A 13,852-nucleotide genomic window follows, 5' to 3' on the forward strand; every position below is an offset into this window, starting at 1 on the left:
ATGAATAATCTTTTTGACAATTCGATCCAGTCCGAAACCCTGACTGCTGAAGAACTGGAAACCATTTCAGGCTGCTGCCGGAAAGTGGATCAGATCAAATGGCTGCAGCAAAACGGCTGGACCTTCATCAAGAACCGCGCCGGCGCGCCCATCATCGGGCGGCTGTACGCCAGGCTGCGCTTGAGCGGCATCAATCCCGCCAGCCTGGTGAGCACGCCGGCCTGGGCGCCAGACCTGTCCAAAGTACGTTAATAGAAAGAGAACTATGCGACCTAAGAGCACTGGCTACAAACTGCCGCCCCGCATGCTGCGGCGCGTGCGCAAGCTCAAGTCCGGCGATACATGGACCGGCTACTACTACAACGGCCGGGACGATGCCGGGAACAGGAAGGAATACCCGCTGGGCACGGATCTGGTCGAGGCCAAGCGCCTGTGGGCAGAATACGAGTGCAAGCCTGTCCCGACCGACGCCACGCTGATGGAGTATGTGTTTGCGCAATACGTCCGGGACATACTGCCCGGCAAAGCGCCAAGCACGCAACGCGAGAACTCAAGCTCGTTGAGCCAGCTGCGCCCGGTCTTCGACAACGCGCCCATCGATGCCATCACGCCGCAGGACATTGCCCGCTACCGCGACGCGCGCAGCGCCAAGGTGCGCGCCAACCGCGAAATCGCGTTGCTGTCGCATGTGTTCAATATGGCGCGGGAATGGGGCTACACCAAGCGCGAGAACCCATGCCGGGGCGTGCGCAAAAATAAGGAGGTGCCGCGCGACTTCTATGCCGACAAAGCCGTGTGGGATGCGGTGCGAAACGCTGGCTGTGAAGAGCTGCAGGACGCCATGGACCTGAACTACCTGACCGGTCAGCGGCCTGCGGACGTGCTCAAGATGCGCGACGGCGATTTGAAGGATGGGGCGTTGCAGGTGCGCCAAGGCAAGAGCAACAAGCTGCTGCGCATCGTGCTCGAGCACGACGGCATCAAGTCCGAGCTGGCGAAGGTCATCGAGCGCATCCACGCGCGCCCGCACCGGCCGCGCACCACCTTCATCGTCGCGCTGCCGAATGGTTGCCAGGTTAAGAAGTGGCATTTGCGCCTGCGCTTCGATGGCGCCCGGAAATCTGCAGCGGAACTGGCGCTAAAAGCTGGCGACGAGGAGCTGGCCAGCCGCATCAAGGCCTTCCAGTTCCGCGATATCCGCGCGCGCTCCGCCAGCGACATTGCCGACCTGGGCGCCGCCAGCTCCCTGCTGGGGCATAGTGAAAAAGTCATCACGGAAAAGGTCTATCGGCGCATTGGCCAGGCTGTTCGCCCCACCCGATAACGGTGCTGAGCGGCGTCTCTAACTCAAACCAGATCTGCACCATAGTATTCCTCGCACGGCCGGAATGACGATCACTTCGGTGGCAAGATGAAGCTCTCCCGCGCGCGGGAGAGCACACCTATTCTGCAAAATGCTGGAATGTAGCGTAGTATGTGTATATACTAGCTGGCTTTCCTTCAGAACGAGTATGTACCCAACACAAGCGTAAAAATTAGTAAAAAATCATACATTTTGTTGCATTTAATCACCAATGACGTTAATGTGTGTATATACACAGCCACAGACACCGAGGTGAAAAATGCCGCCGCTGATAATATCAACAGCTATCCGAGTGAAGCTTGATGTAAAGCACAACGTTTCGGAAAATGAAATACAACAATGCTTCTTCAACCAAGAAGGAATTAGCATTGAAGATGATCGGGAAGATCATCGAACGGATCCAGCTACGTGGTGGTTTATTTCACAAACAAATCAGTGCCGGACGCTAAAAGTAATATTTGTACTGAAAGATGGAAATATTCATATAAAGTCCGCATATGATGCGGGCGCGAAAGATATTGCAATCTATGAGGAAAAAAATTCTTAGGGGTAGCCACCCGATTGAACGCTGAGATGGCGTTATTAAATAGCAAACAAAGGAGAGGTTCATGAAAACGGATAAAATCATCGGTACTGCTGAAGCATGGGAAAATGGCGAACTGGGGTCTGACTCAGCTCACGCTGTTCTGGCCCCCGCCAATTCGGCCCAGCTGATCGATGATGCCTTGGGTATGCAGATGATTTCGATTCGTCTGCCAAAGGAGTTGATCGAGGAGTTTAAGGTCATCGCCCAAGTTAACAAACTGGGTTATCAGCCACTGATGCGTGATGCGTTGAAGCGGTTTGCAGAGGCAGAACTGAAAAAAATGGCTATTCAGTATGCCAATGAAAAAGCAGCCCGTGAGGTTAGCAAAGTGAAGAGTGATAGTTGCGCGGAGCCAACCGCAGCAGCTCCGCGTGCATCAAAGCGCGTGAAAGCCCAGGATAAGCATCACGAAAAGATAGCAGCTTAATCAATATTGTGCATTCAGAAATACCCGCATATTTTGCGGGTATTTTTTTGGCGCGGCCGCTGGCATCGCCCCCTCCCCTCCGCGCGAGCACTTTGCTAGGGCGTGGTGAAAAATTCATCACAGAGAAGGTCTACAGGCGCATTGGCCAGGCTGTCCGCCCTACCCGGTAGCGGCGAGTTGCGGAAACCATTTCCGCAAATTGTCGCCAAGTTGAAACTGAAGTTTTACATCAGGGATTTTGCAGGCGACAGCATAAAAAAAATAAGCCCTTGATAATTAAGGGCTTATTCTCATATTTTTGGCGGAAGCGGTGAGATTCGAACTCACGAACAGTTTAACCCGTCGCTAGTTTTCAAGACTAGTGCCTTCAACCACTCGGCCACGCTTCCTGATGGCAGCATTATACATAAAGGTCGGTGGCTTACCAATGGCTAGAACCGTCACGGGCCTTTCTACTTTCAGGAAGAGCTTGCACGCCTGGACTACAGGCCCCAGTTTTCCCGCAGCGCCTTCTCGAACTCTCCCGCCGGCAACGGCCGCGAGAACAAGTAACCCTGCACTTCGTCACAGCCTGAGCTCTTCAGGAAGGCCAGTTGCTCCGCCGTTTCCACGCCTTCAGCGATCACCTTGTGGTGCAGCTGCTGGGCGATGCTGATGATGGTGCTGGCGATGGCGCAGTCGCTGGCGTCTGTCGGGATGCCGGTGGTGAAAGAACGGTCGATCTTTAAGGTGTCGATGGGGAAGCGTTTTAAATAGGACAAGCTTGAGTAGCCGGTGCCGAAATCGTCCAGCGACAGGGCCACGCCCAGCGCCGTGATGCGGTCCATGATGCCGATCACGCGCTCGATGTTGTGCATCAAGGTGCTTTCCGTGATTTCCAGTTCCAGCCAGGCCGCTTCCAGGCCGTAGCGGGCCAGGGTCGCCGCCACCCTGGCGGGCAGGGCTGCCGTGAATTCGCGCGCGGACACGTTGACGGCCAGGCGGATCGGCGGTAGACCGGCCAGTTTCCACGCTTGCGCCTGGGCGCAGGCCGCTTCCAGGACCCATTCGCCCACTTGCACCACCAGGCCCGTCGATTCGGCCAGGGGGATGAATTCGGCGGGCGGGATCATGCCGTGCTGCGGGTGGTGCCAGCGCACCAGCGCTTCGGCGCCGATGATGCGGCCGCTGCCCAGCGCGTATTTCGGCTGGTAATGCAGCAGCAGTTGCTGTTCCGACAGGGCCTGGCGCAAGCCTGTTTCCAGGCGCATGCGTGCCTGCATGCCCAGGTTCATGTCCTGACTATAGAAGGCCACGCTTTCCGCTTCGCCGCCGCTGTCCTGCTTGGCGCGGTACATGGCGATGTCGGCCAGGCGCAGCAGGGTTTCCGCGTCCTGCCCGTCTTGCGGATAGACGCTGATGCCGATGCTGGCGCCCACGCGCAAGTCATGACCTTCGATCAAAAACGGTTCCACCAGGGAAGCGAGCAGCTTTTGCGCCACCATGCTGGCCTCGAAATGCTGACCGATGTCGAACAGGCCGACGGCGAACTCGTCGCCGCCCAGGCGCGCCACCAGGTCCTGGTCGCGCAAGGCATGGCGGAAACGCAGCGAGACTTGCCGTAGCAATTCGTCGCCTATGCGCCGGCCCAGGGTGTCGTTGATCAGTTTAAAACGGTTCAGGTCGATGAACAGCACGCAGCCGAGCATCTTGCTGCGCTGCGCCACGCTCAGGGCCTGGTCAACCAACTTGGCCAACAAGGTCCGATTGGGCAGGCTGGTCAGCGGGTCGTAATACGCCAGGTGGTGCAAGCGCTCTTCGGCCAGCTTGCGTTCCGTAATGTCCGTCAGGTAGGCGATGAGTCCGATGGGCTTGTCGTCCAGGTCTTGCAGCGGTGACAAGGACAGGCTGGCCCAGAAGATCTCGCCTGACTTCTTTCGGCGGCGCACCTCCATTAGCCGTCCTCCCTGTTCCAGAAAGGCATCGTGGAAACCCGTGTCTTCGTCGTCGTACAGGAACAGGATGTTGCGCCCTACGGCTTCCACCGAAGTGTAGCCGAACAGGCGCTCGGCGCCCTTGTTCCAGCTCGTGATGTAGCCCGTCAAGTCCATCGTCAGCACGGATTCGTGCAACTGGTCGAGGATTTGGGTCTGCTGCGCCAGCAAGGCTTCGACTTGCGCGTAGGCATGGGTCGAGCGTTGCGCCAGCGAATGCACTTGCAAGACGCCCGCCGTCAACGATGCCAGACTGGCCAGGTGGCGGCGGTCGGCGTCGCTGTACAGACTGCGTCCCGCCACGCTGTAATGGCCGAAGCAGTGGCCGTCAAAATTGATTTCCTGCAGCAAAGCTGGCGTATCGAGGGGAAATGGCGCGGGCGGCGCAGTTGACGTGGCGCCATCGGCGCTGGCCGCGGGCAGGAACTGGCCATGCGGGCTGGCCATCACGGCGCTGGCGATACGGCCCAGCTCAGCTACCAGCGCGGGGCCGCGCAAACGCACGACGGCATCGCACAGGGCGGCGCTGTTACCAAGAAAATCCGACACCGGAAGCAGGGTCATGCTAGAAGTTCCGGCTGACCTGGATGGCCCATTGGTAGGCCTGCAGCAGGCTGCGCCAATAAGTTTCTCCATCGATGCCGGCGCGGCGCAAACCGTCGGACGCCGGCGTGGTGCTTTCGACCAGCGCCAGCAAGGTACCCAGCTCGCCATTGCGTTCGAGCAAGGCGGCGCTGACTTCGGGCGCCAGGTTCAAGGTGGCGATGATGTCTGCCATCGGCATGCCCAGCAAGACGTCGAGCAGGGAAAACACGCCCGCCATGAAGGCCAGGTCTTGCGCGTCGCGGTCACCGCCGCGCAACTGGCACAGCGCTTCCATCTGCGCCGCGCGTACGGCCGCCAGCGGCAGCAGTGCGTGGATCTTGCCGTCATCTTGCTGGCGCGCGTACAACAGCAGTTGCAGCCAGCGCTGCAGCTGGCGCCGGCCCAGCAAGGTGATGGCCTGGCTGAAGCTGGTAATCGGCGCCGTGAAACCGAAGGCGGCTGAATTGACCAGTTTTAACAAATGATAGCTGAGCGATGGGTCTTGCTTGAGCGGCACTTCCAGCTCGTTCGCGTCGGCATCGCGGGCAAGCAAACCCAGCAGCGCCAGCAGGCGGCGCCGCGACGTGGCGTCTTCCGGCTCGCTTTGCTGGCGCGCATGGTGCAAGGCGTAATCGCCGGCAAACCAGCTCACGCCGAGTTCTTGCAATGCGGCAAACTGCCCGGCGTCGACGATGTTGTAGGCCAGGTGCGGCCCCGGCAAGGGCAGCAGCTGATGCAGGGCCGGGCGTGCCCCGGCCGCGTCAAAGCTCAGCGCGCGCGCGTCGACCTGCGCCGCCGCCACGGGACCGGCATCCGCGCCATCGAGAAGGATACGGTAGCCGGCGTCGCGCCATTGCCGGCATTTTTTCTGGATCTGCTTGTCGCCGGCAAGATGAGCCGGCAAACGGAAGATGGTGCGTTGCGGCGCCAGTTGCGCCAGCACGGCCTCGTCCACGCCATGCGGGTCGGCCAGGGGAATGATGCAGTCGAGCGGCGCCAGGAAGGCATACGCATCGGCAGCGGCCAGCACCGCCAGCAACGGCGCCGTCGAGGCCTGCGGTACTTGCAAGGTGACAGCGACCCACTCGTTATGAGCATTGGCAACTGCTTGTAATCCTACCAACGGAAACAGGTTTGATTCAGACGCTGACATCGGTATCTCAGTGTGGGTAGGGCGCCATAGTAAATAAACTGACCAGCCTTGGCAACCCTGGCCCGACAAGGATGCCATTTCGACAGCAAGAATCATTCTATCCGAATCTCACCCAGGAAACAGTTTAATTTTGGCAATAAATGTTCAAAAAAAACATTCCCCCGGGAGACCCGCTTGTCATGCGGGTTTGACAAAGACACGGCGCCGCGCACGCCTTGTCAGGCGCTGCCGCCATGCGCGTGCTCGACCGCGTATTTGATCAATTCAGCCTGCCCTTCGATGCCCAGCTTGCGCTTGATGTTCAGGCGGTGCGTTTCCACCGTGCGCACGCTCAGGTCGAGCGCGCGGGCGATCTGCTTGTTCGACTGGCCCGCCGCGATGTGCTGCAGCACCTGCTGCTCGCGCGTGGTGAGGAAGGAATCGTGGACTTGCGGGCGCGACAGTTGCCGCGCCAGGGCCGCGCTGTAATAGATGCCGCCGGACATCACCGTCTCGATGGCGAAGACGATATCTTTCCCTGGAGCATCCTTGAGCACATAGCCGCGCGCGCCCGCGGCGATGGCTTGCGACACGTATTCGAGCTTGTCGTGCATGGACAGTATCAGCACGGCAATCTCTGGAAACGCCTGCTTGAACAACGCGGTTGCTTCAATCCCATTCGTGCCGCGCATATTGATATCCATCAGCACGAGATCCACCTGGTGCGCGCGCGCCTGGGCCAGGGCTTCGTCGGCGCCGCCCGCCTCGGCCACCACGTCGAAATGCGCCACCGCTTCCAGGCGCGCGCGCAAGCCGTCGCGCACGAGGGGATGGTCGTCCACCAGCAGGATGTTGATCTTTTCGGTCATGTCTGTGTATTTATCAGTGTGTGGGGAGGAAGGCCGAGTCGCGCCAGCACCAGGGTGCCGGCCGGAGACGAGGTGATGTGCAGGCTGCCGCCGATGGCTTCCATGCGTTCCGTCATGTTGCGCAAGCCGATGCCGCGCTGCGGATGCAGGGCGATGCCGTCGAAATCGAAGCCGCCGCCATTATCCTGGATGCGCAATTCGACCGCCTTGCCCGCCTCGTGCAGGCTCACTTCCACGCCGCTGGCGTGGGCATGGCGCTCGCAATTGGTCAGCGCTTCCTGGGCGATGCGGAACAGCACGGTATTCACCATGTCGGGCAAGCCCTCGCCCGCCGCCACCGGGCTGGCCGTGAAACTGGCTTGCGCGCTGCTGCTGTCGTTAAACTCATGCACGAGGTGGTCGAGCGCGGCGGCCAGGCCCAGGTCGTCAAGGATGGCCGGGCGCAGGTTGTGCGAAATGCGCCGCACCTCGCCCAGCACCTTGTTCAGTTGCTCGGCGGCCCGCTCGAAAGTAGCTGGCGCCTTTTCTTTTTGCTCGGCATTGCCGCCCAGGCGCGCGATACCCGCCTCGATCTGCAGCTTGATCGACACCAGCCACTGGCTGATGCCGTCATGCAAGTCGCGCGACAGGCGCGCCCGCTCTTCTTCCTGCGATTCGACGACCCGCTGCGCCAGCACTTTCAGCTTGGCGTCGGCCACGCGCAATTCGCGCAGGTTCAGCACCAGGCCGCAGGCGGCCACCAGCAGGGAGCCGAGGATGGCGATGGCGGCGATCAGTTCCATGGTCGAGCGGATATTGCGCGACTGCTGGGCGTCGACCTTGGCCAGCGCCTGGTCCACGTCATCCATGTAAATGCCCGTGCCCATCATCCAGCCCCACTCCGGCATCAAAATCACATAGCCAAGCTTGGGTGCGGACTTGTTCGTCGACGGCTTGATCCAGTTGTAACGTTCGAAGCCGCCGCCGCTCTTCGCCCGCTGCATCAGGCGCTGGATGGTCAGATTTCCTTCCGCATCGCGCAACTCCCACAGATTCTGCCCCACCAGTTCGGGCTGGCGCGGATGCATCAGCGACTTGCCCTGCAAATCATAGATGAAGAAATAGCCATCGTCGCCATAGCTGAGGGCGGACAGGATGCGCTTGGCCTCCTCTTGCGTCGCGTCATCCTTGCGTCCCGACTGGTACAGGGAAGCGATGGAATGGCTGGCCAGGGTCACGTAATGCTTGAGTTCGGCTTCCTTGCTGGCCAAATACGCTTGCTGGATGGTGGCGCGCTGCTGCTCGGCCAGGGTAATGGCCTGGTGCCGCACGGCAAATGCGATGGCGCACAGGGCGAGTATGAGCGGCGTGAGGGCCAGGAAGATGACTTTCTGTCTGAGTTTCATGGCCTGGCGCTCCGGCGGCGTCGATGCTGGTGGGAATGCGTGATTTTACGTCGCGGCGCCGCGATAGCTCTGCGTAGTAATACTGAGCGTTACTGCGTAGTCGTGCGCTTGCGGCAATTATACGATTCCTGAATACTCGCCATAAGCTGCAGATACACCAAAAAGTAACACCCAAACTGGCGACGACCAGGCTCGGCAGCACACATCATCGCACGGCACAGCGCCCGTCAAATCTCTGGAGGAAGCATGAACCGCATTTTCAAACAGCTCGGCTGGGCAGCGCTTGCGCTGGCAGGCGCCGGGTCCCTGGGCGTTGTCGCCCTGCAACGTGGCGAACCGATCAGCGCGATCTGGATCGTCATCGCCGCCGTCTGCGTCTACCTGATCGCCTACCGTTTCTACAGCCTGTTCATCGCCGACAAGGTGCTGGGCCTGGACGCACGCCGCATGACGCCCGCCTTCAAGCACAACGATGGCCTCGACCACGTGCCGACCAACAAATATGTGCTGTTCGGCCACCATTTCGCGGCGATTGCCGGCGCCGGCCCCCTGGTCGGCCCCGTGCTGGCCGCGCAGATGGGCTATTTGCCCGGCATGCTGTGGATACTGGCGGGTGTCGTATTTGCCGGCGCCGTGCAGGATTTCATCGTGCTGTTCATTTCCATGCGCCGCGATGGCCGCTCCTTGGGCGACCTGATCAAGGCTGAACTAGGCGAAATTCCCGGCATGATCGCCTTGCTCGGCTGCTTCATGATCATGGTCATCATCCTGGCAGTGCTGGCCTTGATCGTCGTCAAGGCGCTGACCGGTTCCCCATGGGGCAGCTTCACCGTGATGGCGACGATTCCCATCGCCCTGTTCATGGGCGTGTACTCGCGCTTCATCCGCGTGGGCCGCATCGGCGAAATCTCCATCATCGGCTTTGTCTTGCTGATGCTGGCCATCATCGGCGGCCAGTACGTGCAGGAACACGCGGTGCTGGGCCCGATGTTCACGTTCACGGGCACGGAATTGACGTGGATGCTGATCGGCTACGGCTTCATCGCTTCCGTCCTGCCCGTGTGGCTGCTGCTGGCGCCGCGCGACTACCTGTCGACTTTCTTGAAAATCGGCACCATCCTGGGCCTGGCCATCGGCATCATCGTCGTCGCGCCCTACCTGAAAATGCCGGCCATGACCAAGTTCATCGACGGCTCCGGCCCCGTCTGGTCGGGCAATCTGTTCCCCTTCCTGTTCATTACGATTGCCTGCGGCGCCGTCTCCGGCTTCCACGCGCTGATTTCCTCGGGCACCACGCCGAAGATGATTGAAAACGAAAGCCACGCCCGCTTCATCGGCTATGGCGCCATGCTGATGGAATCGTTCGTCGCCATCATGGCCCTGGTAGCCGCCTCGACCATCGAGCCAGGCATCTATTTCGCCATGAACAGCCCGGCCGCCCTGATCGGCACCACGGCCGAGTCCGCCGCACAGGCGATCTCGCAATGGGGCTTCTACGTGACACCGGAAATGCTGACGCAGACGGCCAAGGATGTTGGCGAGCACAGCATCATCTCGCGCGCCGGTGGCGCACCGACCCTGGCGGTCGGCATGGCGCAGATTCTCTCCGGCGCCATCGGCGGCAAGGCCATGATGGCCTTCTGGTATCACTTCGCGATCCTGTTCGAAGCGCTGTTCATCCTGACGGCCGTCGATGCGGGCACGCGTGCCGGCCGCTTCATGCTGCAAGACTTGCTGGGCAGCTTCGTGCCAGCGCTGAAACAGACGGAAAACGTCATCGCCAACCTGCTGGCCACGGGCCTTTGTGTGGCGGCCTGGGGCTACTTCCTGTACCAGGGCGTGGTCGACCCATTGGGCGGCATCAACACCTTGTGGCCGCTGTTCGGCATCGCCAACCAGATGCTGGCGGCGATTGCGCTGATCCTCGGCACCTGCGTGCTGTTCAAAATGAAAAAGGGCCAGTATGCGTGGGTGACCATCACGCCGACCATCTGGCTGCTGTTGTGCACCCTGACGGCCGGCTGGCAAAAGATTTTCGACGCCAATCCGCGCGTCGGTTTCCTGGCGCATGCCAAGAAATATTCGGCGGCACTCGATGAAGGCACCCTGCTGGCGCCGGCCAAATCGGTGGCGCAGATGCAGCAGATCATCTTCAACGACTACCTCGACGCGGGCCTGGCCGCCTTCTTCGTCATCGTCGTGATCAGCGTGCTGTTCTTCGGCATCCGCACCATCCTGAAGGCGCGCGCCGACAGCCGTCCAAGCACCAAGGAAACGCCGTTCCAGGCCATGCCCACGGTGCAATGATGATAGACGAAATCATCAAGGCTGGACGGTATCTGGGGCAAAGCATGCGACTCATGTGCGGCTTGCCCGAGTACGACACCTACGTGGCGCACCGGGAAGTGACCCATCCCGGCGAGCCGATGATGACGTATGAAGAGTTCTTCCGCGAACGGCAGGAAGCCCGCTACGGTGGCGCTGGAAAACGTGGTGGTTGTTGTTAGCGTAAATGCTGAGGTCAGACCCACCGGGTCTGACCTCATTGTTGCGTTGTTTTACCTCTCCGTAAGTTCCCCTCCCCTCTCTTCCCTTAGACCCACATCAACATCGGGGTGTGTCTTCGCGTCTATATTTTTCCAATAGGCATTAAAAAACAGTCAACTGGCCGACCGGAGGAGCGCCGCAACCATGTTCAATTTCCAACGCTCCAGCATCAGCCAGAAGCTGACCATGATTTCGGTGCTGTCGTCGGGCTGCGCGCTGCTGCTGGTGTTCGTGGCGTTTGCGCTGACGTCCGTGCTCAGCCACAAGAATGATGAAGGCAAGCAATTGCTGTCCCTGGCGGGGGTGATCGGTGCGGCCAGCGCGCCGCCCTTGCTGGTGGGGAAATCGGCACAGCCGCAGGCGGAACAGGTGCTGGCCGCGCTGGCCGCGCGCGACGAGGTGGCCCAGGCGGCCCTGTTCGACCGGGGCGGGCGCCTGTTCGCCCTGTACCGCGCGCCGCAGCATGCGGACGGCCTGGCGGCGCCGGAAGACATGGACCCGGCCCTGCTGGCCGACATGGCCGTGCAGCCCGTCACGCAAGGCGCGGGGACGACCCTGTCGCCGGCCATGCGCTTGTACCGTCCCGTCTACCGGCCAGGCGAGCCACAACAGACCATCGGCGCCGTGCTGATCGAGGCCGACCTGAACCACATGTGGCGCGACATCGGCCACCATGTGGGCGCCATCGGCGGCGCCACCGTGCTGTCCTTCCTGATCGCCGTCTTCCTCGCGCGGCGCTTTAAAAGCGTGATCGCCGAACCGATCACCAAGCTGATCGATACGGCGCAAAAAGTGTCGAGCAGCCAGATCTACAGCCACCGCATCGCGCACCAGCGCAGCGACGAACTGGGTGTGCTGATCGACAGTTTCAACGACATGCTGGCGCAGATCGACAGCCGCGACAGCACCCTGGCCAATTACCGCGACCAGCTCGAGCGCCAGGTGGGCGTGCGCACGGCGCAGCTGGAAAAGGCCAAGGATGCGGCCGAGGCAGCCAGCCAGGCGAAAAGCGCCTTCCTCGCCACCATGAGCCATGAAATCCGCACTCCCATGAATGGCGTGCTGGGCATGACGGAGCTGCTGCTGGCCAGTCCTTTGAGCCCGCAGCAACGCCACTACACGAGCATGGTGCAGCGCTCGGGACAGAATTTGCTGGTGATCATCAACGACATTCTCGACTTTTCCAAGATCGAGGCAGGCAAGCTGAGCGTGGAATACATCCGCTTCAATTTCCGCGAGCTGCTCGACGATATAGAACATGTGTTCGCGCCGCAGGCGGAAGCGAAAAATATCAGCCTGGAATTCGATATTGCCTACGACATCCCCATCGCCATCTGCGGCGACCCCAACCGTTTGCGCCAGATCATCGTCAATCTGCTGGGCAATGCGATCAAGTTCACGGAAACGGGCAAGGTCACCGTGAAAGTGGCAGTGTGCAGCGAGGATGCGCCCAGCGTGGGCTTGCGCTTCGAGGTGCACGACACGGGCATCGGCGTATCAAACGAGGCGCAGACGCGCATCTTCGAATCGTTCTCCCAGGCGGACGGCTCGACCACGCGCAAGCACGGCGGCACGGGCCTGGGACTGACGATCTCGAAACAGCTGGTGGAGCTGATGGGCGGCACTATCGGCGTCGATAATGCTTTAACGCAAGGATCGATCTTCTGGTTCGAAGTAAATTTCGATAAGCGGCGGGTCGACAGCGATGACCCGTCCTTCAACTTGAAAACCACGCGAGGGTTACGCGCCTTGATCGTCGACCACACACCCGCCACGCGCGCCGTGCTGGAGCGGCAACTGGCCAGCTGGCACATCGTCAGCGACAGCGCCGGCACGGCCAGCGACTGCCTGGGCAAGCTGCGCGCGGCCGCCCAGGCGGGCACGCCGTATGGCGTGGCCATGCTCGACATGGAATTGCCGCGCACCAGCGGCCTGGCCCTGGCCGCCACCATCAAGAGCGATCCGCTGCTGGCCGACCTCAAATTACTGCTGCTGAGCACGGAACAGGCGGCGGCCGACCCCGTGCAGCGGCGCGAGGCCGGCGTGGCCTTCCAGCTGATCAAGCCAGCCCGCGAATGCGACCTGTTCGATTGCATCGTCACGCCGCCGCGCGCCAGCGACAGCCTGCGCATCCATCCGCCGCACGCAACGCGGCAAGTGGGCCGGCGCCAGCGCCGCCGCGTGCTGCTGGCCGAGGACAATCCCGTCAACGTGGAAGTGGCGCTGGCCATGCTCGACAGCCTGGGCCTGGACGTGGTCTGCGCGCGCAACGGCGAAGAAGCCTTGCAGGCGGCGCAGGCCGAGGATTTCGATTTGATCCTGATGGATTGCCAGATGCCCGTGATGGATGGCTTTGCCGCCACGGCGGAAATCCGCCGCCACGAACAGCAGTGCGGCCATGCGCGCGTGCTGCCCATCGTCGCCATCACGGCCAATGCGCTGCAGGGCGACCGCGAAGCATGCCTGGCGGCCGGCATGGACGATTACCTGAGCAAACCATTCACGCAGCAAGACCTGGGCCATACGATCGCGCGCTGGATCACCCTGCCGCGCGCGGCCAGCGTGCACCACAGCGAACTGCAGGAGGCATCGCCGGAGGTGCCGCCGCCGGCGCCCGCCCCCCCAGCGGGCCAGCCGCTGAACCGGCAGGCGCTGGAAAATATCCGTGCCCTGTCGCGCGCCGATGGCGATGCGCTGCTCGAACGGGTCATCCTCGCTTTCACCAGCGAAACGCCGCGCCAACTGGCGGCCATGCGCGTAGCGATTGCCGGCGCGGATGCGGAAGCGCTGCGCAAGGTGGCGCACAGTCTCAAGTCGGGCAGCGCCAACGTGGGCGCCGATGGCCTGGCGCAGCTGTGCAAGGAAATGGAAAAACTGGGCCGCGCCGGCAGCACCGAGGGCGCAGCTCCCCTGCTGCTGCAGATGCAACAAGCCTTCCAGGCCGTACGCGAATCGCTGAACGCCATCCTCGTGAAGGAACACTGA

General features: G+C 61.3%; 11 protein-coding genes and 1 tRNA gene. 7 read left to right on the top strand and 5 right to left on the bottom strand.

The annotated features are described in order from the left end of the window. The 4 genes from ACQ4WY_RS19030 (at position 1) to ACQ4WY_RS19045 (ending at position 2,376) form a co-directional block, all read left to right on the top strand. Positions 1-252 (top strand): DUF4224 domain-containing protein, encoded by a 252-nt coding sequence (locus ACQ4WY_RS19030; RefSeq protein WP_046682344.1) that lies wholly within the window; start codon positions 1-3, stop codon positions 250-252. 13 nt (positions 253-265) lie between these two features. After that, positions 266-1,324, top strand: a complete 1,059-nt coding sequence (locus tag ACQ4WY_RS19035) for a phage integrase (RefSeq protein WP_436505343.1) — start codon at positions 266-268, stop codon at positions 1,322-1,324. Positions 1,325-1,622: 298 nt separating this feature from the next. Then, positions 1,623-1,910, top strand: coding sequence for a BrnT family toxin (locus ACQ4WY_RS19040; RefSeq protein ID WP_436505344.1), 288 nt, complete (start codon positions 1,623-1,625; stop codon positions 1,908-1,910). A gap of 61 nt (positions 1,911-1,971) precedes the next feature. Further along, positions 1,972-2,376, top strand: coding sequence for a hypothetical protein (locus ACQ4WY_RS19045; protein WP_436505345.1), 405 nt, complete (start codon positions 1,972-1,974; stop codon positions 2,374-2,376). Positions 2,377-2,675: 299 nt separating this feature from the next. On the opposite strand, the gene ACQ4WY_RS19050 is transcribed toward ACQ4WY_RS19045, so the two are convergent. The 5 genes from ACQ4WY_RS19050 to ACQ4WY_RS19070 form a co-directional block, all read right to left on the bottom strand. Beyond that, a tRNA-Ser gene (locus tag ACQ4WY_RS19050) sits at positions 2,676-2,765 on the bottom strand. A gap of 93 nt (positions 2,766-2,858) precedes the next feature. After that, positions 2,859-4,913: a putative bifunctional diguanylate cyclase/phosphodiesterase gene (locus tag ACQ4WY_RS19055; RefSeq protein ID WP_436505346.1), complete on the bottom strand. Its 2,055-nt coding sequence runs from the start codon at positions 4,911-4,913 to the stop codon at positions 2,859-2,861. Between the two features lies 1 nt (position 4,914). Further along, positions 4,915-6,003 carry an EAL and HDOD domain-containing protein gene (locus ACQ4WY_RS19060; protein WP_436505347.1) on the bottom strand — a complete coding sequence of 363 codons (1,089 nt, stop codon included), beginning with the start codon at positions 6,001-6,003 and terminating at the stop codon, positions 4,915-4,917. 302 nt (positions 6,004-6,305) lie between these two features. After that, positions 6,306-6,935 (bottom strand): response regulator transcription factor, encoded by a 630-nt coding sequence (locus tag ACQ4WY_RS19065; RefSeq protein WP_436505348.1) that lies wholly within the window; start codon positions 6,933-6,935, stop codon positions 6,306-6,308. Next, positions 6,932-8,320: a cache domain-containing protein gene (locus ACQ4WY_RS19070; RefSeq protein ID WP_436505350.1), complete on the bottom strand. Its 1,389-nt coding sequence runs from the start codon at positions 8,318-8,320 to the stop codon at positions 6,932-6,934. Before ACQ4WY_RS19070 ends, ACQ4WY_RS19065 begins: the two co-directional genes overlap by 4 nt. Before the next feature lie 246 nt (positions 8,321-8,566). Between ACQ4WY_RS19070 and ACQ4WY_RS19075 the strand changes: the two genes are divergently transcribed. The 3 genes from ACQ4WY_RS19075 to ACQ4WY_RS19085 all read left to right on the top strand — a co-directional run bounded on the left by ACQ4WY_RS19075 (position 8,567) and on the right by ACQ4WY_RS19085 (position 13,852). Then, a complete protein-coding gene (locus tag ACQ4WY_RS19075) occupies positions 8,567-10,627 on the top strand; it encodes a carbon starvation CstA family protein (protein ID WP_353658262.1) in 2,061 nt (686 codons plus the stop codon). Further along, positions 10,627-10,827, top strand: coding sequence for a YbdD/YjiX family protein (locus tag ACQ4WY_RS19080; protein ID WP_010396213.1), 201 nt, complete (start codon positions 10,627-10,629; stop codon positions 10,825-10,827). The genes ACQ4WY_RS19075 and ACQ4WY_RS19080 overlap by 1 nt, the downstream gene beginning before the upstream one ends. 184 nt (positions 10,828-11,011) lie before the next feature. Continuing rightward, entirely contained in the window at positions 11,012-13,852 is a 2,841-nt protein-coding gene (locus tag ACQ4WY_RS19085; protein WP_436505351.1) for a hybrid sensor histidine kinase/response regulator, read from the top strand.

Origin of the sequence: Janthinobacterium salmonicoloratum, from assembly GCF_051380845.1 — a bacterium.
Taxonomy (GTDB): domain Bacteria; phylum Pseudomonadota; class Gammaproteobacteria; order Burkholderiales; family Burkholderiaceae_D; genus Janthinobacterium; species Janthinobacterium lividum_F.